Genomic DNA, 21,969 nt, shown 5'->3' with positions numbered 1-21,969 from the left:
TAGGAAAAGTGCCTGATGAATTTATTTTCTTAATCGAAGCGCTTCACCCAATAGAGCTGAAAGCCTTGCCATACCGACCTTACAGCCAATCGCCCAGCCCTATTTTCAAGCTAAGCGATTGAACGGGAAGAGGTTTTCTCTGGATTGAAGGTTGACAGCCCGCCGATCCTCTGTAGAATGCCGACACACAGACGCGGGATGGAGCAGTCTGGTAGCTCGTCGGGCTCATAACCCGAAGGTCGTCGGTTCAAATCCGGCTCCCGCAACCAAACATCAAAAAAGGCTACTCGAAAGAGTGGCCTTTTTTGTGCGCGTCTCTTTTGTAAACACGAGATAGAAAGAGCGGGTAACGCCTGACATGCAGGATTGAGAAATCGTTCCGATTCAGAAACTTAAGTCTCCCCCACTACCGTTCGCCGCTCATTTACGCTTATTTGACCCTATTCAGGATTAACGGTAGACACTTCGGCGTTCACCTGTAGAATGCCGCCACACAGACGCGGGATGGAGCAGTCTGGTAGCTCGTCGGGCTCATAACCCGAAGGTCGTCGGTTCAAATCCGGCTCCCGCAACCAAACATCAAGAAAGGCTACTCGAAAGAGTGGCCTTTTTTGTGCGCGTCCCTTTTGTAAATATGAGCATAGATACGAGCGGGTAACGGCTGACGGCGCATAAACGAGAAATCGTTCTGATTCCGAAACTTAAGTCTCCCTCACGACCGTTCGCCGCTCATTTAGGCTTATATGACCCTATTCAGGATTAACGGTTGACACTCCGGCGTTCGCCTGTAGAATGCCGCCACACAGACGCGGGATGGAGCAGTCTGGTAGCTCGTCGGGCTCATAACCCGAAGGTCGTCGGTTCAAATCCGGCTCCCGCAACCAAACATCGAAAAAGGCTACTCGAAAGAGTGGCCTTTTTTGTGTCTGCTGAAAAAGTCCTTTCGCAACAATGATCTGCCACCGTGTAGCGAGCCGTTCGGGATCACCCATGCGCTGAGCCCAGACTATGCTGAGCCACAGACAGAACCCTCTACGATTGATGACGCACCATCGCCGATACCCGGTGAGAGGCGTTAGTATTTGTAACTATTTTTTTCTACAGGGATTGGTAACTTGGCTGGATACCCCCATCCTGTCGCGCACAATCCAAGAGGTGATTGATGCGCGCCAACTCGTCTGACCCACAAGACACCGTCACAGCGACACAACCGCTCAAGGCCGAGCGTCTGCGCTTGCTTGATCGAATCAGCAAATACCGCCAGCCCATCGGCCTGGCAGTCACTTTGCTGTTGTTCGCTATCGCGCTGATTGCCTGTCGCCACCTGCTGAGCGAACTCGATCTGTACGCTCTGCACGACTCGATTCTCGACGTTCCGAAACCGGCATTATTGGGCGCGTTGGGCGCGACCGTGGTCGGCTTCATTATCCTGCTGGGCTATGAATGGTCGGCCAGCCGCTACGCAGGCGTGACACTGGCGCCGCGAATCCTGGCTCTGGGTGGGTTCACTGCATTCGCCATCGGCAATGCCATTGGCCTTTCGATGCTCTCGGGGGGCTCGGTTCGCTACCGTTTATATGCACGTCATGGTCTGGGCGCTTCTGAAGTCGCGCACATGACGCTGTTCGCCAGCCTCTCGCTCGGCTGCGCCCTGCCCCCACTGGCCGCCCTCGCCACCCTCAGCAACCTGCCTGGCACCTCTGCCGCTCTGGGTTTGTCCGAGACGCTGCTGGGTGCCATCGCCGTGGCCGTACTGTTGCTGTTCACGGGACTGGCCATCGGCATCTACCGCCGCCGCCTGCCAGATCAGCCTTACCCGGATAACTTGCTGGTCAAGGTCGGACGCCGCACCTTGCGCCTGCCGGGCCGTCGCCTGACGTTCCTGCAACTGATCATCACTGCTCTGGACGTCGCCGCCGCGGCAACCGTGCTTTATCTGCTGCTGCCGGAAGCACCGCCCTTCGGCGCGTTCCTGCTGGTGTATTTGCTGGCCCTGGCCGCCGGTGTGCTCAGCCACGTTCCCGGCGGGGTCGGGGTATTCGAAGCGATTCTGCTGGCCGCCTTCTCCGACACACTCGGCGCTGCGCCACTCGCTGCCGCGCTGCTGCTGTATCGTCTGATCTACGTGGTGCTGCCGTTGCTGGTGGCCTGCGTATTCCTGCTGATCAACGAAGGTCAGCGCCTGTTTCAATCGCGTCAGTCCTTAAGGGTGGCGTCCGGCCTGGCCGCGCCGATTCTGGCGGTGCTGGTCTTTCTGTCCGGCGTGGTGCTGTTGTTCTCCGGCGCAACCCCGGAAATCGACACACGCCTGGAACACATCGGCTTTCTGATCCCGCATCGACTGGTCGACGCCTCGCACTTCGGTGCCAGCCTGATCGGCGTGCTTTGCTTGCTGCTGGCTCAAGGGCTGCGCCGCCGACTGTCGGCCGCCTGGATGCTGACCACCATCTTGTTGCTGGTCGCTGCCCTGCTCTCTTTGCTCAAGGGTTTCGACTGGGAAGAAGCGTGTCTGCTGACGCTGACTGCGAGCTTGCTGGGGGTTTTCCGTAGCTCGTTCTATCGCCCGAGCCGTCTGACCGAGGTGCCGTTCTCGCCGCTGTATCTGGTGGCCAGCCTGTGTGTACTCGGTGCGTCGATCTGGTTGCTGCTGTTCGCTTATCAGGACGTCCCGTACAGCCATCAGCTCTGGTGGCAGTTCACCCTCGACGCCGATGCCCCGCGTGGCTTGCGCTCGCTGCTGGGCGCTGCGGTGTTGCTGGTGGTGGTTTCCTTGACCTGGCTGCTGCGCACCGCACGCCCGGTAATCCATCTGCCAACGCCCGATGAACTGGACCGCGCGGTAAAGATCCTCATGGCCTCCGCACAACCGGATGGCGGCCTCGCCCTGACCGGTGACAAGGCGCTGCTGTTTCACCCTAATGACGAGGCGTTCCTGATGTACGCACGTCGTGGTCGCAGCCTGGTGGCCTTGTATGACCCGATCGGCCCGACCCAGCAACGGGCGGAAATGATCTGGCAGTTCCGCGACCTTTGCGACATCCACCACGCCCGCCCTGTGTTCTATCAAGTGCGCGCCGAGAACCTGCCGTACTACATGGACATCGGCCTGACCGCGATCAAGCTCGGCGAGGAAGCCCGGGTCGATCTGCTTCGCTTTGATCTCGAGGCCAAAGGCAAAGAGATGAAAGACCTGCGCTACACCTGGAACCGTGGCACTCGCGATGGCCTGTCGCTGGAGATCTTTGATCCGGGGCAAGCACCGATGGAAGAACTCAAGGTAATCTCCGATGCCTGGCTGACCGGCAAAAATGTGCGCGAGAAAGGTTTCTCCCTCGGCCGCTTCAGCGATGACTACCTCAAACATTTCCGCGTTGCGGTGATTCGTTTCGAAGGGCGTCCGGTGGCGTTCGCCAACCTGCTCGAGACTTATGGTCATGAACTGGCCAGCCTCGATCTGATGCGCGCGCACCCGGATGCCCCAAAGCTGACCATGGAGTTCATGATGGTCGGCCTGATTCAACATTATAAAAATCATGGATACGCGCGCTTCAGCCTGGGCATGGTGCCGTTGTCGGGGTTGCAACCCCGTCGTGGCGCACCACTGACCCAGCGTCTGGGCTCGATGGTTTTCCGCCGTGGTGAGCAGCTCTACAACTTTCAAGGCTTGCGCCGTTTCAAAGACAAATTCCAGCCTGACTGGGAACCCCGTTATATGGCCGTGCCCGCCGGACTCGATCCGCTGGTTGCCCTGGCCGACACTGCTGCCCTGATTGCGGGCGGCTTGACCGGATTGGTGAAACGCTGATGATTCAACGCTCCTTGCGGTACGTACTGGCCACACTGGTAGTGCTGGCCCTGATTCTCGGTGGCGGTTACTGGTACCTGAAACGCCCGGCACCCGAACCGACCCTCGAACAGCTGACACCGGCCGATGGCGCCGCGATGACCCGCGTCATCCCCGGCAACACGCCACGCGCCCAGGTGCTGGTGGCGGTCAATGAAGACCAGAAGCTCAGCAACAAACAGTTGATGACCCTGAGCCGCACGGGTTCGGCGCAGATTGTTCAGGTGATCCTGCCCAAAGACTGCCTGCTGCAAAGTCGCGCCCTGCAATCGGCCCTGAGAGAACTCAAAAGCCCGGCGACCCTGGTCAGCGGCATCGGCCCTGGCGCCGTACTGGCGTGGCGCTGGTTGTCGGAACAGAAGGACGACAAGGCTCAAGCCGTCTCTGTGGACCTGGCCCTGGAAAAACCCGGCTGCACGCACCTGCTACCGAAAAGCGCCGCTCACGGGCACTGGCTGGTGGCCTGGAACGACAACCCGGACGACACCAGCGCCGGCTTCGTGCGCGACCAACCCAACGCCGAAACCAGCATCAGCGACTACGACATCAACCTGCCGCAAGTGCTGAACAACGAACTGCGCAAGATCCTCGTGGGTGGCGATAAAGCCGCTGGCGGCCTGCAGATCCCCGTGGTCGAAGTGCCCGCCGGCCAAGCCAAGGACACCGTGACCCTATTCCTGTCCGGTGACGGCGGCTGGCGCGACCTGGACCGCGACGTCGCGGGCGAGATGGCCAAGATCGGCTACCCGGTCGTCGGCATCGACACCTTGCGTTATTACTGGCAGCACAAAAGCCCCGAGCAAAGCGCCCTGGACCTCGCCGAACTGATGCAGCACTACCGGCAGAAATGGGGCACCAAGCGCTTCATCCTGACCGGTTACTCGTTCGGCGCCGACGTCCTGCCCGCCATCTACAACCGCCTGGAGCCATCGGAACAGCAACGGGTCGACGCGATCATCCTGCTGGCCTTCGCCCGCACCGGCAGCTTCGAGATCGAAGTTGAAGGCTGGCTCGGCAACGCCGGCAAAGAAGCCGCCACCGGCCCGGAAATGGCCAAGCTGCCGCCGGAGAAAGTGGTGTGCATCTACGGTGAAGAAGAAGTCGACGAGAGCGGCTGTACCGACAAGACCGCGGTTGGAGAGGCGATCAAATTGCCTGGCGGTCATCACTTCGACGAGAACTACCCGAAACTGGCGCAGCGATTGGTGGATGTGATCGAGAAGCGTCAAGCGAAGGAGACGGCGGCTCAGGAGTGATCTGAGTCCCGCCCACGAAAAAGCCCCCGCAGCCTATGGTTGCGAGGGCTTTTTTCATTCTCGCAGACGCAACAGATCCCTTGCTCGCGATGGCGGCATGTCTGCCACATCAATGTTGGATCTGCCGCCGTCATCGCGGGCAAGCCCGCTCCCACAGAATCTGCGTATCACCTGTGCGGATGCGTCTACCGCCCGCGAGCTCTTAGTCTTTCCTGGCGTACCGTGCCCGCATATCGTCGTGACTAACTGCCTTGGCCTGATCAAAACAGATCAATCGCTCCCCAACTGCTGCTTCAACACGAAGATCCTTAAGCTCGTCGAGCATTTCCTGATACACATCGACATTGATGATGACAGCTACTGGCCGATTATCTTTAAAAATGACCAGGCGCTCAGTGGCACGGCTGGAGATTTCCTTGAGTCTCGCACTGAAGCCCCTGACTATTTCAGGCATCGATATCGCTTGGTCAGCACGCTCTAAAGATGCCGTCATACCTATCTCTCTTCACAATCATGCAAATTTGAACACACAGCTCCACGCAGAGCATTGCGTCGAACTCGACATACAGCAAGCTGCAAAAAACGCAAATTTACCACGCTGCATTTTTCAAGCTCACTGAGCATGTTTAGTTTCGTTTACTAAAAGATCTCGCAATATCGGATGACGCCCGCAGACCTTGTAGGCAAACTCCGAATCTCGCGTTTGGGCACTTTGATGCCTTGTTGCGCTTTTCTTCGACGGGATACTCTCTGGACGTCGCTGACCATTCAGCGATCGGGTGTGGTAACCCGGCGAAACCAGCGCAACAGCGCCTTCATCCCGAACACAGGCATTTTTATGTCTGCGATCTCGAGTTATGGCGGCTGTGCGTGGGACGCCCTCGGGCGTGCCGGTTTCCTTGGTTCCCGGTTTACCACCCTGCGTACAGCTGCCTCCCTTTCGTGTGGTAACGAAAATGGCAGCTCCTCGAACCCAGGAGAAAAACCATGACCAAAACAAATCCGTCAGAACCTGACGAACTGAAAACCATCGGCTTCACTCCCCTCATCTACTGCTCCAACAAAGCGTTGTTCCATGTCAGTCACGGCGTTCCCCTCAGCGATGCGCTAGCCATGGCCTCTGATTTTCTGTTCCTTGCCAAGGAGCTGACTAAAGACGCTGCCTATGCCCGAGACACCGACCGACATGCCTGGGCCGCGCATTACCTGACGGCAATGAGCAAGGCCGTGATTGATGATGCGGTGAAGGTACTGACGCCACCACCTGCCCGGACAAAAGCCGAATCTAAAAAATAGCGGCCCGAAAGCAAGTAACACCGCAGCCCTTGTGGGAGATTCTATGGTTGAGGGGAAGCCCTCAACTGACCTTTGACTGATATTCGCTTTGCCCTTTCAGCAAGGCGAATGCCACCCGCGCAAGCTTGCGAGCCAGCATCACCAGCGCCTCAGTGGTGCTGAAACCCCGGGCTCTTTGGGCTTCGTAAAACCCTTTCCAGGCTTTCGTACGGCTAGCCGACATCGCTGCATTGTGCAGAAGCCGGCGAGCCTCGGGGTCACCGCGCTTGGTCAAACTGCGGCGACCGTCCTTCTGTCCTGATTTAGACACCCGTAAATCCATGCCCAGGAAGGCGATAAACGCATCCGCGTTTCTAAAATCCCCGCGCTGAAACGCAGTTATCAAGCGAGCCCCAGTCAAAAATCCAATGCCTTCAACTTTCAGGCAACGTTTCAGTTGACCGAGTAAACCGGCTTCTTTGAGCTGATCGTTGATCGTCTTTTCGATCAGCGTTTCAAGCTGCTGCATGGACTTCACTTGTTCTGCAAAAGCCGCCTTCAGCAGCGACTCATTCGACCAACTCTGCACCAGGCCAACCCTAGCCTGGACCAAGGCAGCCCGGCGACGGAAGAGGCTCAGGAGCTGGCGGTACAGCGGTGATGGTGGGGTCCAAGGGCGCAACTCCTCGGCTTCGTTCTTCAGGTAACGGGCCAGCAACTTGGCGTCCAGCGCGTCGGTTTTGGCGCGGATCTTTACGCCTTCGCGATAATGTTTGAGTTCATAGCCTCCCACCATGTAAATCGCGCATCCGGCCTCATAGGCTAGATCAGCAAAGTCCAGGTGATAGATGTTGGTCGCCTCAATGGCAATAGCCACCGTCCCCGGCAACGTCTTCAGCCACTGCTTGATGGATGTTTTAGTGTTAGGAATCTCTTCAAGCAAATCGTTATCCGCCTGATAAATCACCAGTTCATTCTTGGCGACATCCACGCCCACGATCGGTTTTGATAGAGAGACCGGCATTGCCATAGGATTTCCTCCGAGATAAGGTTTGAGCACTTGAAGGGCTCACCCAGAGGCGCAGGCTTGTTCCTATCGTCGGTCTAGCCAGATGCATTCTTTATCGGCGCTTGGGTGAAAGGAGGAGGGGCGAAATCTCCCACGGTCTGTACTGCGTCAACAGTCAGAATCGAGCCTTGTCCCTCCTCCTCCCTTCAAGTCCTACCATACAAGCGAGCCTGCTCGCGAAGAGGACCTATCAGCCAGCGCAAATGTTGAATGTAATGGCCTCTTCGCGAGCAGGCTCGCTCCCACAGGGGATAGCAAGTGGATTCAAGTCATCGGACACAAATAAGCCCCCGCTACCACAATGGCAACGGGGGCTTTTTGATGTTGCTTACATCTCGACCTGCGTCCCCAGTTCAATCACCCGATTCAACGGCAGATTGAAGAAGCGCAAATTGCCGTTGGCGTTCTGCAACATGAAGGCGAACAGCGCCTCACGCCAGCGGGCCATGCCTTCGAGTTTGGAGGCGATGACCGTCTCGCGGCTGAGGAAGTAGGTGGTGCGCATCGGGCTGAAGTCCAGGTCATCGAGATGACACAGCTTCAGCGCTTGTGGCACGTCCGGCTCGTCGACGAAGCCAAAGTGCAGGATCACCCGGAAGAAACCTTCGCCGTAGGAATCGACCTCGAAACGCCGCGATGCCGGTACCCGCGGGATGTCTTCGTACACCACCGTCAGCAGCACCACTTGCTCGTGCAGCACCTGGTTATGCAGCAAGTTGTGCAACAGCGCGTGGGGCACGGCATCCGGCCGCGCGGTCAGGAACACGGCAGTGCCCTGAACGCGATGCGGCGGTTGCACGGCGATGCTGCTGATGAAGATCGGCAGCGGCAATCCACCTTCGTCGAGACGGTCGACCAGCAATTGCTTGCCGCGCTTCCAGGTGGTCATCAGCACAAACAGCACGATACCGGCGATCACCGGGAATGCCCCGCCCTGAATGATTTTCGGCACGTTGGCAGCGAAGTACAGACCGTCCACCAGCAGGAAACCGAGCAACAGAGGAACCGCGAGGACCGGAGGCCATTTCCACAGCAGCAATATCACCGCCGACACCAGGACAGTGGTCATCAGCATCGTACCTGTCACAGCCACGCCGTAAGCCGAGGCCAGCGCGCCGGAGGACTCGAAGCCCAGCACCAACAGGATGACGCCAACCATCAGCGCCCAGTTCACCGCGCCGATGTAAATCTGGCCTTGTTCGGCGCTGGAAGTGTGCCGAATGTGCATGCGCGGAATGTAACCGAGCTGAATCGCCTGACGGGTCAGGGAGAACGCACCGGAAATCACCGCCTGAGAAGCAATAACCGTGGCCAGGGTCGACAACCCCACCAACGGAATCAGCGCCCAGCTCGGTGCCAGCAGGTAGAACGGGTTGCGCGCGGCTTCCGGATCTCCGAGCAACAACGCACCTTGACCGAAGTAGTTCAGCACCAGCGCTGGCAGCACGAGGATGAACCACGCACGGGCAATCGGCTTGCGACCGAAGTGGCCCATGTCGGCGTACAGCGCTTCGGCGCCGGTCAACGCCAGCACCACCGCACCGAGAATCGCCACGCCCATGCCCGGGTGCACGATGAAGAAGCGTACGCCCCACACCGGGTTCATCGCCTTCAACACTTCCGGATGCTGCAGGATGCCGTAGACACCCAACGCCCCCAGCACTACAAACCAGGTCACCATGATCGGGCCGAACAGGATGCCGATCCGCGCGGTACCGTGACTCTGGATCAGGAACAGTGCCACCAGCACCACCAACGACAACGGGACGACCCAATGGTCGATACCCTCGAAAGCCAGTCCCAGGCCTTCAATCGCCGAAAGCACGGAAATCGCCGGGGTGATCATGCTGTCGCCATAGAACAGCGCCGCGCCGATCAGCCCACAGACCACCAGGAACCCCCTCAACTTCGGATGCCCGGCCGCAGCCCGCCGAGCGAGGGCGGTCAGGGCCATGATCCCGCCTTCGCCCTGGTTGTCGGCACGCAGTACGAACATCATGTACTTGATCGACACAACCCAGATCAGCGACCAGAAGATCAGCGCCAGAATTCCCAGGACCCCGTCATGATTGACGGGCACGCCATAGCCACCGGAAAACACTTCTTTGAGGGTGTACAGCGGGCTCGTGCCGATATCGCCATAAACCACCCCGACCGCCGCGACCAGCATGCCGATCGGCTTTGCCGCCGAATGCTCAGAGCCCGCCGTCTGACTACTTGCCTGCCCCATCCAAAACTCCTACTACTCAGACCCGGACTTCTTATAAGAAGCACTATGCTTTGCCGTGCAGCATGCGCTGTTTTACTTACGGTTACAGACGTTTTGTTGACTGTAAAAAATCGGTAAAGCGTAACGGCGCGAAGCATAGCGCAGCACTCGTCGTATTTCCCTGCATAAAGCTGGTCAAGTGCGTCTCTCATCGCTAGAATTGCGCACTTTTTGATCAGAGGCGCAGCAAAGCGCCCGTTTGTCGCCTTGCCGACTTCGGCTGGAGGCGTCACAAATACCGAGGATAGACATGTCCACCACTCCTGCGCCGGCCAATCCAAAGGTTGGCTTCGTATCCCTGGGTTGCCCCAAAGCACTGGTCGACTCCGAGCGCATCCTTACCCAGCTGCGCATGGAAGGCTATGACGTTGTGTCCACTTACGAGGACGCTGACGTCGTGGTGGTCAACACCTGCGGCTTCATCGACTCGGCCAAGGCTGAGTCTTTGGAAGTGATCGGCGAAGCCATCAAGGAAAACGGCAAGGTCATCGTGACCGGCTGCATGGGCGTCGAAGAAGGCAACATTCGCAAGGTGCACCCAAGCGTATTGGCCGTGACCGGTCCGCAGCAATACGAGCAAGTGGTCAATGCCGTGCACGATGCCGTGCCGCCGCGCCAGGATCACAATCCGCTGATCGACCTGGTGCCGCCGCAAGGCATCAAGCTGACCCCGCGCCACTACGCCTACCTGAAGATTTCCGAAGGCTGCAACCACAGCTGCAGCTTCTGCATCATCCCGTCGATGCGCGGCAAACTGGTCAGCCGCCCGGTCGGTGACGTACTCGACGAAGCTCAGCGCCTGGTCAAGGCCGGCGTCAAAGAGCTGCTGGTAATTTCCCAAGACACCAGCGCCTATGGCGTCGACGTGAAATACCGTACCGGTTTCTGGAACGGCGCGCCGGTGAAAACCCGCATGACCGAACTCTGTGAAGCCCTGAGCACCCTCGGCGTCTGGGTTCGTCTGCACTATGTTTACCCGTACCCGCACGTCGACGAGCTGATTCCGCTGATGGCCGCCGGGAAGATCCTGCCGTACCTGGACATCCCGTTCCAGCACGCCAGCCCGAAAATCCTGAAAGCCATGAAACGCCCAGCCTTCGAAGACAAGACCCTGGCCCGCATCAAGAACTGGCGCGAAATCTGCCCGGACCTGATCATCCGTTCGACCTTCATCGTCGGCTTCCCCGGCGAAACCGAAGAAGACTTCCAGTACCTGCTGAACTGGCTGACCGAAGCGCAACTCGATCGCGTCGGCTGCTTCCAGTATTCGCCGGTCGAAGGCGCACCGGCCAACCTGCTGGACGCGGCCATCGTGCCGGACGACGTCAAGCAAGACCGCTGGGACCGTTTCATGGCGCACCAGCAAGCGATCAGCTCGGCTCGCCTGCAAATGCGCGTTGGCCGTGAAATCGAAGTGCTGGTCGATGAAGTCGACGAGCAAGGCGCGGTTGGCCGCTGCTTCTTCGATGCCCCGGAAATCGACGGCAACGTGTTCATCGACAACGGCAGCAACCTGAAACCAGGCGATAAAGTCTGGTGCAAAGTGACTGACGCCGACGAATACGACCTGTGGGCTGAACAGATCTAAACGCAAAAAATACGAAAAGCCCTGCTCTCTTGACGAGATGCGGGGCTTTTTTACGTCTATCGTTTTGTGAGGAAAGGATTCTCGACACTCACAGGAAAAGGGGCAGCCGGCCATGCGCCAACATTCGGTCATCCACACGCCGAAACAGAGCGACTACGAAGAACTCACTCAGGTGTGGGAAGCCTCGGTGCGCGCCACCCATGACTTTCTGCCGGACAGCTACATCGAACTGTTGAAGAACCTGGTGCTGACTCGCTACCTCGATGCGGTGATGCTGATCTGCACCAAAGACCCGCGCCAGCGCATCACCGGGTTCGCCGGGGTCGCAGCGGGCAAGATCGAAATGCTCTTCATCGACCCGGCTCACCGTGGTCAGGGCCTGGGCAAGCAGTTGCTGCGCTATGCGATGGAACACCTGAATGCCGATGAACTGGACGTCAACGAACAAAACCCGCAAGCCTTGGGTTTCTACTTCAAACAGGGTTTCGAAGTGATTGGCCGTTCGGAAGTCGATGGCATGGGCCAGCCTTATCCGCTGCTGCACATGCGTTTGCGCCAAAACCAGCAACATTCACGGCATGGCTGACACCACACAGAACAACTGTGGGAGCGGCGGTGCGGCGATCCGACTTGCTCGCGAATGCGGTGTGTCATTCAACAGATAATTGACTGATCTAGCGCTTTCGCGAGCAAGCCCGCTCCCACAAAAAGCCACACGGCGCAAATGGAGCCGGGATTAACCGGCGCCAGGCAGGTACAATGCCCACCCCTTTTTTGTTACGGCCCTGTCATGACTGACCCGATTCGTCTCTCCAAACGCCTCATCGAACTCGTCGGCTGTTCCCGTCGGGAGGCTGAGCTGTTCATCGAGGGCGGCTGGGTCACCGTGGACGGTGAAGTCATCGACGAGCCGCAGTTCAAGGTCGAGAACCAGAAAGTCGAGCTTGATCCAGAAGCCAAGGCCACTGCGCCGGAACCGGTGACTATCCTGCTGAACGTGCCCGTGGGCATGAATGCGGAAACGGCCATGGCGACGATCAGCGCCGAGACCTTGAGCGAAGAACACCGCTTCAGCAAACGTCCGCTCAAGGGCCACTTCCTGCGCCTGACCGCCAGCACCGACCTGCAGGCCAACGCCAGCGGTCTTTTGGTGTTCACCCAGGACTGGAAGATCCTGCGCAAACTGACTGCCGACTCCGCCAAGATCGAGCAAGAGTATGTGGTCGAAGTCGAAGGCGACATGGTGGCTCACGGCCTCAACCGCCTGAACCACGGCCTGACCTACAAGGGCAAGGAACTGCCGCCGGTCAAAGCCAGCTGGCAGAACGAAAACCGCCTGCGTTTTGCGATGAAGAACCCACAACCGGGCGTCATCGCCCTGTTCTGCCAGGCCGTAGGCCTGAAGGTTGTCGCCATCCGCCGCATCCGCATTGGCGGCGTGTCCATCGGCAAAGTGCCGTTGGGGCAATGGCGTTACCTGTCCGGCAAAGAGAAGTTCTAAGACTTCTCACGCCGCCACACATTTTGGCGCCGCTGCTTATGCGGCGCCCACTGCTGAATATCAGGACTGCACACCATGATTCATAACGACGTACTGCGCAGCGTGCGCTACATGCTCGACATCAGCGACAAGAAAGTCATCGAGATCATCAAGCTCGGCGGCATGGACGTGACCCTGGAAGACCTGGTGACGTACCTCGACAAGAAAGAGGAAGACGAGGAAGGCTTCGTACGCTGCCCGGATGAAGTCATGGCGCATTTCCTCGACGGTCTGGTGACCTTCAAGCGCGGCAAGGACGAAAGCCGTCCGCCACAGCCGATCGAAGTGCCGGTGACCAACAACATCATCCTGAAGAAGCTGCGTGTGGCTTTCGAACTGAAAGAAGACGACATGCACGCCATCCTCAAGGCCTCCGAGTTCCCGGTGTCCAAACCTGAGCTGAGCGCGCTGTTCCGCAAGTTCGGTCACACCAACTACCGTCCGTGTGGCGACCAGTTGCTGCGCAACTTCCTCAAGGGCCTGACCCTGCGCGTTCGCCCGCAGTAAGTACCCGCCGGCCTTGAGCTGCAAACCTGCGGCTCAAAGCCAGGCTGTATAGACCCTCATTCCTCGCAAAAATAGTGGCTCCGCTTCCGGCGGCTGACGACTAGGGTGTATTGACCCTCAGCTCTCAGGATTCGCCATGCACGCGTACTTTTCCCTGCAAGGCCGCACCGCTCTGGTGACCGGCGGCACCCGTGGTATCGGCAAAATGATCGCCAAGGCTTTTGTCGAGGCCGGCGCCACAGTGTACGTCTGCGCCCGGGATGCCGAAGCCTGTCAGCAAACGGCTGATGAGCTGAGCACGCTTGGTCGCTGCCATGCCGTGGTGGCCAATCTCGCCACTGAAGAAGGTGTACTCCAGTTGGCCACGCAACTGGGAGAACAGATCACCCAGCTGGATATTCTGGTGAACAACGCCGGCACCACGTGGGGCGCGCCGCTGGAGAGTTACCCGATCAAGGGCTGGGAAAAGGTCATGCAGCTCAACGTGACCTCGGTGTTCAACTGCATTCAGCAGTTTTTGCCACTGCTGCGTAAAGCCGGTTCGGCAGCGAATCCGGCGAGGATTATCAATATCGGTTCAGTGGCGGGCATTTCGTCCTTCGGCGAGCAGGCTTATGCCTATGGACCGAGTAAAGCGGCCCTGCATCAACTGTCGCGGATTCTGGCGCGGGAACTGGTGGGCCAGCACATCAACGTCAACGTCATCGCTCCGGGGCGTTTTCCGAGCAAGATGACGCAGCATATTGGGAATGATGAGCAGGCGTTGGCCGACGACACGGCGTTGATTCCAATGAAGCGTTGGGGCCGGGAGGAAGAGATGGCGGCGCTGGCGATCAGTCTGGCGAGTACGGCCGGCGCTTATATGACCGGGAATATCATTCCACTGGATGGTGGGTTTAGTCTTTAGATCGGCAGCGCGGCCAATCGCGAGCAGGCTCGCTCCCACAGTAGATCTATGGTGCTCAGGAGATCTACTGTGGGAGCGAGCTTGCTCGCGATGGCGGATAGACAGGCACCACCGATCTGACAGTTGATCGGGTTATCATGCCCGCCCTCACCCCGCCTCGACCCCAGACCATGACCTACAGCGTTTCCCCCATCGGCTTTGTGCGCTCCTGCTTCAAGGAGAAGTTCGCCATCCCGCGCCAGCCACAACTGGCCCCGGCCGCTCGCGGTGTACTGGAACTGGTGGCGCCGTTCGATCAGGGCGATGCGGTGCAAGGTCTGGAGCAGGTCAGCCACGTGTGGCTGCTGTTCCTGTTTCATCAGGCACTGGAAGAAAAGCCACGGCTGAAAGTCCGCCCTCCTCGTCTCGGCGGTAACAAATCCATGGGCGTGTTCGCCACCCGGGCGACGCATCGGCCCAATGGCATCGGCCAATCCGTGGTGAAGCTGGACAAGGTTGAAGCCAATCGCTTGTGGATATCCGGCATCGACCTGCTGGACGGCACGCCGATTCTCGACATCAAACCCTACGTGCCTTACGCCGACATCATCGATACGGCCTCCAACAGCATTGCCAGCGCTGCGCCGCAGCTGATTCCCGTGCAGTGGACGGATTCAGCACTGCAACAGGCTCACGGCCATGCTCAGCGCCTTGAAGAACCGCTGGTGGAGCTGATCGAGCAATGCCTGGCACAAGACCCACGTCCGGCGTACCAGATGCCTACACCTGAACGGGAATACGGCGCACAGTTCTGGGACCTGGACGTGCGCTGGCATTATCCCGAGGCCGGGATTATCCGCGTTCTCGAAGTCATCCCCGCAAAGACCTGAACACCAGAAACAACTGTGGGAGCGAGCTTGCTCGCGATGGGGGTGTGACAGTCGAAATTGATATCGACTGACACTCCCCCATCGCGAGCAAGCTCGCTCCCACAGGTAAAGCAGAGCTGTTGCTTACTTCTCGACGAACGCTCGCTCGATCAGGTAATCACCCGGCTCGCGCATCCGCGGCGACACTTTCAGGCCGAAGCTGTTCAACACTTCACTGGTCTCGTCGAGCATGCTCGGGCTACCGCACAGCATGGCGCGGTCGTCCTGCGGGTTGATCGGTGGCAGACCGATGTCGCTGAACAGCTTGCCGCTGCGCATCAGGTCGGTCAGGCGACCTTCGTTCTCGAATGGCTCGCGGGTCACGGTCGGGTAGTAGATCAACTTGTCACGCAGGGCCTCGCCGAAGAACTCGTTCTGCGGCAAGTGCTCGGTGATGAACTCGCGGTAAGCGACTTCGTTGACGTAACGTACGCCGTGGCACAGGATCACTTTTTCGAAACGCTCGTAGGTTTCCGGGTCCTGGATGACGCTCATGAACGGCGCCAGACCGGTACCGGTGCTGAGCAGGTACAAATGTTTGCCCGGCTTCAAGTCATCCAGCACCAGCGTGCCGGTAGGCTTTTTGCTGATGATGATCTCGTCGCCTTCCTTCAGATGCTGCAGCTGGGAAGTCAGCGGGCCATCAGGCACCTTGATGCTGAAGAACTCGAGATGCTCTTCCCAGTTCGGGCTGGCAATCGAGTAAGCGCGCATGAGCGGCCGGCCGTTGGGCTGTTGCAGGCCGATCATCACGAACTGACCGTTCTCGAAGCGCAGGCCCGGGTCGCGGGTGCACTTGAAGCTGAACAGAGTGTCGTTCCAGTGGTGAACACTGAGGACACGCTCGTGGTTCATGTTGCTCATGTACGTGGGACTCCTGGAGATTTGGTCTGCGCGTGCTCTGCGCCCGCTCTGCGAAAAATGAGCTGCTGTGCGCAATTGCATCGCATTCTAATGGCAGCGACAATATCTGTTAACTGGATTATTAAGATAAGGGTTATCGGTTATATCGATATGCGATTTACTCTCCGTCAACTTCAAGTATTCGTCGCCGTCGCCCAGCAGGAAAGCGTATCCCGTGCTGCGGGCCTGCTCAACCTCTCACAATCGGCGGCGAGCACCTCGATCACCGAGCTAGAGCGTCAGTCCAGCTGTCAGCTGTTCGACCGCGCCGGCAAACGGCTGAGCCTCAACGCCCTCGGCAAACAGCTGTTGCCGCAAGCGGTGGCGCTGCTCGACCAGTCCAAAGAAATCGAAGACTTGCTCAATGGCAAGTCGGGATTCGGCTCTCTGGCGGTCGGCGCGACCCTGACCATCGGCAATTACCTGGCCACCTTGCTGATCGGCAGCTTCATGCAGCGCCATCCGGAAAGCCAGGTGAAGCTGCACGTGCAGAACACTGCCAACATTGTGCAGCAAGTCGCCCACTATGAAATTGATCTGGGTCTAATCGAAGGCGACTGCAGCCATCCGGACATCGAAGTGCAGAGCTGGGTCGAGGATGAACTGGTGGTGTTCTGCGCGCCCCAGCATCCACTGGCCAAGCGCGGCACGGCGACCATGGAAGAGCTGACCCACGAGGCCTGGATTCTGCGGGAACAGGGCTCCGGCACGCGACTGACCTTTGACCAGGCCATGCGTCACCATCGCAGTTCACTGAATATCCGGCTGGAACTGGAACACACCGAAGCGATCAAGCGTGCGGTGGAGTCCGGGCTGGGGATTGGCTGCATTTCGCGTCTGGCGCTACGCGACGCGTTCCGCCGTGGCAGCCTGGTGCCGGTGGAGACACCGGATCTGGATCTGGCGCGGCAGTTCTATTTCATCTGGCACAAACAGAAATATCAGACGTCGGCGATGCGTGAATTCCTCGACCTGTGCCGCGCTTTCACCGCTGGGGTTCAGCGCAGCGACGAGATCGTTCTGCCCACCATCGCTTAAAGCAGGATGACTGCCCAGACCAGCGCGATCATGCTCAAAGCTACGAACTGAGCGGCGCTGCCCATGTCCTTGGCGTTCTTGGACAGCGGGTGCAACTCAAGGGAAATGCGGTCAATGGCCGCTTCCACTGCCGAATTGAGCAATTCGACAATCAACGCCAACAGGCAGACTGCAATCAGCAACGCCTGCTCGACGCGACTGACGTTCAGAAAGAACGACAGCGGGATCAATATGACGTTGAGCAACACCAGTTGCCGAAAGGCCGCTTCGCCGGTGAAGGCTGCGCGCAGACCGTCCAGCGAATAGCCGGAGGCGTTGAGGATGCGTTTTAGGCCGGTTTGGCCTTTGAAAGGTGACATAAAGTAGGCAACTGACCAAAAAGGAAGTGGGAAAGCTAGATTAAGCAAAGTCAAAAAAGCGTGAAGGCGCCGCGCCTGATCAGCTCGAAATTGACTCCAGTTGTTGCAGAAGCAACGCCGCCTGAGTCCGGGTCCGCACATTCAGCTTGCGAAAAATCGCCGTCACATGCGCCTTGATCGTCGCTTCGGAAACGCTCAGCTCGTAGGCAATCTGCTTGTTCAACAAGCCTTCACAGACCATGGTCAGAACACGAAACTGCTGAGGCGTCAGGCTCGCAAGGCCTTCGCTCGCGGCCTTGGCTTCGGCGGAAACGCTGACCGCCTCGAACGCCTGGGGCGGCCAGAACACATCACCGTCGAGCACCGCGCGTACGGCTTTCTGGATGACGCTCAGATCACTGGACTTGGGGATGAAGCCGCTGGCGCCGAACTCACGAGACTTGACCATGATCGAGGCTTCTTCCTGCGCCGAGACCATGACCACCGGAATCTGCGGATACTGACCGCGCAGCAACACCAGCCCTGAAAAACCGTAGGCCCCCGGCATGTTCAGGTCCAGCAACACCAGATCCCAGTCGGATTTTTCGTCCAGACGGGTTTCCAGCTCCGCAATGCTTGCCACTTCCACCAGACGGACTTCCGGGCCCAGGCCCAGGGTCAACGCTTGATGCAGGGCGCTACGAAAAAGAGGGTGGTCATCGGCAATCAGGATTTCGTATGTGGCCATTTTTCAAATGATCCTGTTTTTCAAACAACTCGAGGTACAGCCACGGAGCTGTACCAACAGGGCACGTTCAACGCCAATCACGTGGCTACCCACGTAAAGAATACGGCGTATCAAACTTTGGCCGCGCCCTAATCGGCGCCAAGCATGCCCAGCGAAGTCGGGGTGGTCAAGGTGCATGGCCAGTACAGTTCTTTGCAGTATGGGCGACAATCAGCGCGTGACAGGGCACCGATTTACACAAAAGGCATCAGCTCGGCGTGTGCCGGTGTTGAAACATCCATTTCAAGCTGATGTTTGGCATCCAGGTAATGTTGGCTGAACACGTCGAAATAAGCGTCCAGCGCCGACGCAGCCTCAGTATCACCCGCCAGATCAAGACACAGTGCCGCCACTTCGGCGGTGCATAAATGCTCGCTGCGCGTCGATCGGCGCAACCGGTACCGCGACAGTTTCTCGGGCAACAGGCTCAGGATCGGAAGCCGATCAAAGTAGGGGCTTTTGCGGAAAATCTTCCGGGCTTCCGTCCAGGTGGCATCCAGCAGAATGAACAGCGGACGCTTCGAACTATCGGCATCGACGCTGTTTGTGACACGCTCGGGCTCGACATACTCACCCGGAAACACCAGATAGGGCTGCCATTGCGGGTCGGCCAGCAGCGCCAGCAGTTGCTCATCAACTTCCGTACGCGACCAGATGAACGCATGGTTGTCGCGCACCACATCGGCGATCAGCCAACCAGTGTTGCTCGGCTTGAACACTTCCTTGTTGGTCATGATCAGGCACACGCCTGAGCGGGCCTCCACCTGCGGGCGCCAGGCGCACAGGCAGTGGCTCTCGATCACGCGGCAGGCTCGGCAACGCGGCGCCCTCCAGCCTCGGGCCTGAATCGGCTTGATGCCCTCTTCCTCTCGCTCATCGCGCAAGCGGGCTACTGCGTTTGCAGCAAAGCGTGGGGTTGCAGGGTTCATCGCAGGCAACGCCGGCAGGGGAAGAAAATCGACACGAAAAACACTCGGCAGGGCAGAAAGTGGCGGCAGTTTATCAGAGCAGGCGGCGCAAGCCTGTACCGTCCAGGCCTCGTCCCCTATAATTCGCCGCCACTGAACGCACAGTCATGTGACGGGTCGAACCACCAGTCACTGAACCAGGAGAGTTTCATGCTGCGCCTTATCGTTCCCACCGCTGCCATTTTGCTGGCGTCGTCCTTCAGCGCTCAGGCTGCTTCCTTGAGTGAGCAGAATCTCAACAGAGAGCTGCGAAACGTCGCCACACAAAGCAGTGTTGGTACTCCACGGGCGATCAACGAAGACATTCTTGATCAGGGCTACACCGTCGAAGGCAACACGCTGATCAACCATCTGAGCGTACAAAGCAGCCACGCCAACAAGATGCGTGCCGACCCCAAAGCCGTGTATTTCCAGCTTGGCGCCTCTGTATGCAACAACCCATCGTTCCGCAAACTGATGGCCAAGGGCGCGGTCATGCGTTACGACTTCACTGAGGTGAAGACCAACCGCTCCGTCGGCTCAGCCAGCTATCAGGAATCGGACTGCCCGAAAGCGGCTCCGACCAAGAAGAAGTAATCATCGGGAATTGGCGCGCCGCTGTTCATCCTCGGCGCGCAGTTCTGCCAACAACGCCTGCAAATAACGGGAACGTCGGTCGGCCACCTCCAGGCGCCGGCAACACTCCTCCTCGAGACTCAAATGATTGGTCTCGGCCGATGACTTCAGTAATCGATACAATTGCGTATCGATCTCCAGAATGACTCTGGCCATCGCTTCCCGCCTCCCTGCACCTCGCCCTTGCTTGAGCGATAAAATCCTTGAACCGCTTGTACCGTACGTCCTGCCTTTGACGCAAAGTTGTCGTGTCGTGCCTGTAATTCAGTAAATCAGACTGTCAGACACTCGCCTTGCGTTCAGACGAGCGGTGAAAGCACCTTGAAAATCGCCAATAAGCGGTTGCCAGGAAAGACTTTGCAGCGCAATGATCAAGTCAGCGAAAAACGCTATGAGGGTCTAGATTCATAGTGTTCACGTTTACTTTTCAGGGCAGGAAAGGGGCTGCCCATTGCACGTCTTGTTGTGCGAATGTTTCCTTCATCCAAGGGAAAAACAGAGCCTGTATGGAAGGAGAAGTTGATGCCTTACCAACCGAATGACCTCCTGAGCCGTCATTTTGAAGAAAGCGGCCACGACCTCATCAGCAAGGTCGAAGAGCAACTCAACCTTGTTTCACCCAACAGCCCGAACATCCCGATCTACCGCGACATGATCCTGACTGTGCTACGCATGGCCCAGGAAGATCACAATCGCTGGAATGCCAAGATCACCCTTCAAGCCCTGCGTGAACTGGAACACGCCTTTCGTGTGCTCGAGCAATTCAGGGGGCGCCGCAAGGTCACCGTTTTCGGTTCGGCCCGAACGCCGATAGAACATCCGCTGTACGGTCTGGCCCGAGAGCTCGGCGCAGCGCTGGCGCGCTCAGACCTGATGGTCATCACCGGTGCCGGTGGCGGCATCATGGCGGCGGCCCACGAAGGTGCCGGCCTGGCACACAGCCTGGGATTCAATATCACCCTGCCCTTCGAGCAGCATGCCAATCCCACCGTGAACGGCACTACCAACCTGCTGCCCTTCCACTTCTTCTTTACCCGCAAGCTGTTCTTCGTCAAGGAAGCCGATGCGCTGGTCCTGTGCCCTGGCGGTTTCGGCACTCTGGATGAAGCGCTGGAAGTGCTGACACTCATCCAGACGGGCAAAAGCCCGTTGGTGCCCGTGATATTGCTGGACGCTCCCGGCGGCAAGTTCTGGCAAGGCGCACTGGACTTCATTCACCATCAACTGGAGGAAAATCGCTACATCCTGCCGACCGATATGAAACTCGTGAGTCTGGTCTACAGCGCCGAAGAGGCTGTGGAGCAAATCAACCAGTTCTACAGCAACTTCCACTCCAGCCGCTGGCTCAAGCATCAATTCGTGATCCGCATGAATCACAAGCTCAGCGACCAGGCGCTCGAACACATGCAAGAGGCATTTGCCGACCTGTGCCTGAGCGATCATTTCCATCAACATGCTTACAGTGGAGAGGAACACGACGAACCGCAGTTCAGCCACCTGGCGCGACTGGCCTTCACCTTCAACGCCCGAGATCATGGACGCCTGCGGGAACTGGTGGACTACATCAACCTGCCGGAAAACTGGGCGCAATCCCAACCCCTGGCGCAACAGCGCTCGCGGGAGCCGTCCAAGGTTACGTAGACAAAAAAAAACGGCCCGCTATCGAAATAGCGAGCCGTTTCAGTCAATCGTCCATCCCTCGGCCGCTGAACAAGCGGCTGATCATTTCCATGGAATATCCCCGATAACTCAGGAACCTGCCCTGTTTGGCACGTTCCCGGGCGTCTATCGGTAAGTGCCCGGAAAACTTTCGCCGCCAGGTGTCTTCCAGTTGTTCCTGCCAGTTGATACCGCTCTCGCGTAAAGCGAGTTCGATGTCGGTACGTTGCAGGCCGCGCTGGCTCAACTCTTCACGAATACGCAAAGGGCCATAACCGGAACGGGAACGGTAGGAAACAAAGCTTTCGAGGTAACGCGATTCGGACAGCAGGCCTTCTTCCGTCAAACGGTCGAGTGCCGTGTCGATCATTTCAGGGAGGGCGCCGCGTTGACGCAGTTTACGCGTCAACTCGACTCGACCGTGCTCGCGTCGCGCGAGCAGGTCCATTGCGGTTCGCCGCACCGCGACGAGTGTATCGAGTACGGCGGTCATCGGAT

At 58.4% G+C, this 21,969-nt stretch carries 21 protein-coding genes and 3 tRNA genes; 15 read left to right on the top strand and 9 right to left on the bottom strand.

What is annotated here, in order from left to right:
• Positions 1 to 192: 192 nt before the first annotated feature.
• The 5 genes from ACMXYJ_RS07965 (at position 193) to ACMXYJ_RS07945 (ending at position 5,100) form a co-directional block, all read left to right on the top strand.
• Positions 193 to 269: transfer RNA gene (locus tag ACMXYJ_RS07965), tRNA-Met, on the top strand.
• A gap of 229 nt (positions 270 to 498) precedes the next feature.
• Positions 499 to 575, top strand: a tRNA-Met gene (locus ACMXYJ_RS07960).
• Between the two features lie 232 nt (positions 576 to 807).
• Positions 808 to 884, top strand: a tRNA-Met gene (locus ACMXYJ_RS07955).
• A 278-nt stretch (positions 885 to 1,162) separates the two neighbouring features.
• Positions 1,163 to 3,805 carry a bifunctional lysylphosphatidylglycerol flippase/synthetase MprF gene (gene mprF, locus ACMXYJ_RS07950; RefSeq protein WP_415759363.1) on the top strand — a complete coding sequence of 881 codons (2,643 nt, stop codon included), beginning with the start codon at positions 1,163 to 1,165 and terminating at the stop codon, positions 3,803 to 3,805.
• Positions 3,805 to 5,100, top strand: a complete 1,296-nt coding sequence (locus ACMXYJ_RS07945) for a virulence factor family protein (RefSeq protein ID WP_415759362.1) — start codon at positions 3,805 to 3,807, stop codon at positions 5,098 to 5,100. The genes mprF and ACMXYJ_RS07945 overlap by 1 nt, the downstream gene beginning before the upstream one ends.
• Before the next feature lie 202 nt (positions 5,101 to 5,302).
• Here ACMXYJ_RS07945 and ACMXYJ_RS07940 read toward each other — a convergent pair whose 3' ends face one another.
• Complete coding sequence (locus ACMXYJ_RS07940; protein ID WP_415759361.1) at positions 5,303 to 5,593, bottom strand: type II toxin-antitoxin system Phd/YefM family antitoxin; 291 nt, start codon at positions 5,591 to 5,593, stop codon at positions 5,303 to 5,305.
• A 494-nt stretch (positions 5,594 to 6,087) separates the two neighbouring features.
• Here ACMXYJ_RS07940 and ACMXYJ_RS07935 point away from each other — a divergent pair, with 494 nt between their 5' ends.
• On the top strand, positions 6,088 to 6,396 hold the full coding sequence (locus ACMXYJ_RS07935) for a DUF3077 domain-containing protein (protein ID WP_415759360.1): 309 nt from the start codon (positions 6,088 to 6,090) through the stop codon (positions 6,394 to 6,396).
• Positions 6,397 to 6,457: 61 nt separating this feature from the next.
• On the opposite strand, the gene ACMXYJ_RS07930 is transcribed toward ACMXYJ_RS07935, so the two are convergent.
• Entirely contained in the window at positions 6,458 to 7,405 is a 948-nt protein-coding gene (locus ACMXYJ_RS07930; RefSeq protein ID WP_415756263.1) for an IS110 family transposase, read from the bottom strand.
• 367 nt (positions 7,406 to 7,772) lie between these two features.
• A complete protein-coding gene (locus tag ACMXYJ_RS07925) occupies positions 7,773 to 9,674 on the bottom strand; it encodes a potassium transporter Kup (RefSeq protein ID WP_415759359.1) in 1,902 nt (633 codons plus the stop codon).
• 289 nt (positions 9,675 to 9,963) lie between these two features.
• On the opposite strand from ACMXYJ_RS07925, the gene rimO reads away from it, so the two are divergent.
• The 6 genes from rimO (at position 9,964) to tsaA (ending at position 15,124) form a co-directional block, all read left to right on the top strand.
• Positions 9,964 to 11,301, top strand: coding sequence for a 30S ribosomal protein S12 methylthiotransferase RimO (gene rimO, locus ACMXYJ_RS07920; protein ID WP_008153968.1), 1,338 nt, complete (start codon positions 9,964 to 9,966; stop codon positions 11,299 to 11,301).
• Between the two features lie 112 nt (positions 11,302 to 11,413).
• Positions 11,414 to 11,887 (top strand): GNAT family N-acetyltransferase, encoded by a 474-nt coding sequence (locus tag ACMXYJ_RS07915; RefSeq protein ID WP_008153969.1) that lies wholly within the window; start codon positions 11,414 to 11,416, stop codon positions 11,885 to 11,887.
• Positions 11,888 to 12,091: 204 nt separating this feature from the next.
• Positions 12,092 to 12,802: an rRNA pseudouridine synthase gene (locus tag ACMXYJ_RS07910; RefSeq protein ID WP_223433015.1), complete on the top strand. Its 711-nt coding sequence runs from the start codon at positions 12,092 to 12,094 to the stop codon at positions 12,800 to 12,802.
• 75 nt (positions 12,803 to 12,877) lie between these two features.
• Positions 12,878 to 13,348: a DUF1456 family protein gene (locus ACMXYJ_RS07905; protein WP_056739223.1), complete on the top strand. Its 471-nt coding sequence runs from the start codon at positions 12,878 to 12,880 to the stop codon at positions 13,346 to 13,348.
• A gap of 136 nt (positions 13,349 to 13,484) precedes the next feature.
• Entirely contained in the window at positions 13,485 to 14,255 is a 771-nt protein-coding gene (locus tag ACMXYJ_RS07900; protein WP_415759358.1) for an SDR family oxidoreductase, read from the top strand.
• 170 nt (positions 14,256 to 14,425) lie between these two features.
• Positions 14,426 to 15,124: a tRNA (N6-threonylcarbamoyladenosine(37)-N6)-methyltransferase TrmO gene (gene tsaA / locus ACMXYJ_RS07895; protein ID WP_415760691.1), complete on the top strand. Its 699-nt coding sequence runs from the start codon at positions 14,426 to 14,428 to the stop codon at positions 15,122 to 15,124.
• A gap of 123 nt (positions 15,125 to 15,247) precedes the next feature.
• Here the strand turns inward: tsaA and fpr are convergent, their stop codons facing one another.
• Positions 15,248 to 16,027, bottom strand: coding sequence for a ferredoxin-NADP reductase (gene fpr / locus ACMXYJ_RS07890; protein ID WP_003443014.1), 780 nt, complete (start codon positions 16,025 to 16,027; stop codon positions 15,248 to 15,250).
• Between the two features lie 150 nt (positions 16,028 to 16,177).
• On the opposite strand from fpr, the gene ACMXYJ_RS07885 reads away from it, so the two are divergent.
• On the top strand, positions 16,178 to 17,104 hold the full coding sequence (locus ACMXYJ_RS07885) for a LysR family transcriptional regulator (RefSeq protein WP_008153977.1): 927 nt from the start codon (positions 16,178 to 16,180) through the stop codon (positions 17,102 to 17,104).
• On the opposite strand, the gene ACMXYJ_RS07880 is transcribed toward ACMXYJ_RS07885, so the two are convergent.
• From ACMXYJ_RS07880 to ACMXYJ_RS07870, 3 genes are all read right to left on the bottom strand, one after another.
• Positions 17,101 to 17,463 (bottom strand): diacylglycerol kinase, encoded by a 363-nt coding sequence (locus ACMXYJ_RS07880; protein WP_008010143.1) that lies wholly within the window; start codon positions 17,461 to 17,463, stop codon positions 17,101 to 17,103. The two genes, ACMXYJ_RS07885 and ACMXYJ_RS07880, sit on opposite strands and share 4 nt — an antisense overlap.
• Positions 17,464 to 17,542: 79 nt before the next feature.
• Complete coding sequence (gene erdR, locus ACMXYJ_RS07875; RefSeq protein WP_046046272.1) at positions 17,543 to 18,190, bottom strand: response regulator transcription factor ErdR; 648 nt, start codon at positions 18,188 to 18,190, stop codon at positions 17,543 to 17,545.
• A 233-nt stretch (positions 18,191 to 18,423) separates the two neighbouring features.
• Positions 18,424 to 19,158, bottom strand: coding sequence for a tRNA-uridine aminocarboxypropyltransferase (locus tag ACMXYJ_RS07870; RefSeq protein ID WP_008153983.1), 735 nt, complete (start codon positions 19,156 to 19,158; stop codon positions 18,424 to 18,426).
• Between the two features lie 189 nt (positions 19,159 to 19,347).
• Here ACMXYJ_RS07870 and ACMXYJ_RS07865 point away from each other — a divergent pair, with 189 nt between their 5' ends.
• Complete coding sequence (locus ACMXYJ_RS07865; RefSeq protein ID WP_033053929.1) at positions 19,348 to 19,773, top strand: PA3611 family quorum-sensing-regulated virulence factor; 426 nt, start codon at positions 19,348 to 19,350, stop codon at positions 19,771 to 19,773.
• On the opposite strand, the gene ACMXYJ_RS07860 is transcribed toward ACMXYJ_RS07865, so the two are convergent.
• Complete coding sequence (locus ACMXYJ_RS07860; RefSeq protein WP_415759357.1) at positions 19,774 to 19,968, bottom strand: hypothetical protein; 195 nt, start codon at positions 19,966 to 19,968, stop codon at positions 19,774 to 19,776. It abuts the gene before it with no gap.
• Between the two features lie 366 nt (positions 19,969 to 20,334).
• On the opposite strand from ACMXYJ_RS07860, the gene ACMXYJ_RS07855 reads away from it, so the two are divergent.
• A complete protein-coding gene (locus tag ACMXYJ_RS07855; RefSeq protein ID WP_415759356.1) occupies positions 20,335 to 21,453 on the top strand; it encodes a TIGR00730 family Rossman fold protein in 1,119 nt (372 codons plus the stop codon).
• Positions 21,454 to 21,496: 43 nt separating this feature from the next.
• Here ACMXYJ_RS07855 and recX read toward each other — a convergent pair whose 3' ends face one another.
• Entirely contained in the window at positions 21,497 to 21,964 is a 468-nt protein-coding gene (gene recX / locus ACMXYJ_RS07850; protein WP_046046277.1) for a recombination regulator RecX, read from the bottom strand.
• Positions 21,965 to 21,969 lie beyond the last annotated feature (5 nt).

This window comes from Pseudomonas arabinosi (genome assembly GCF_047758675.1).
Taxonomy (GTDB): Bacteria; Pseudomonadota; Gammaproteobacteria; order Pseudomonadales; family Pseudomonadaceae; genus Aquipseudomonas; species Aquipseudomonas arabinosi.
This window is presented reverse-complemented; position numbering and strand designations above follow the sequence as displayed.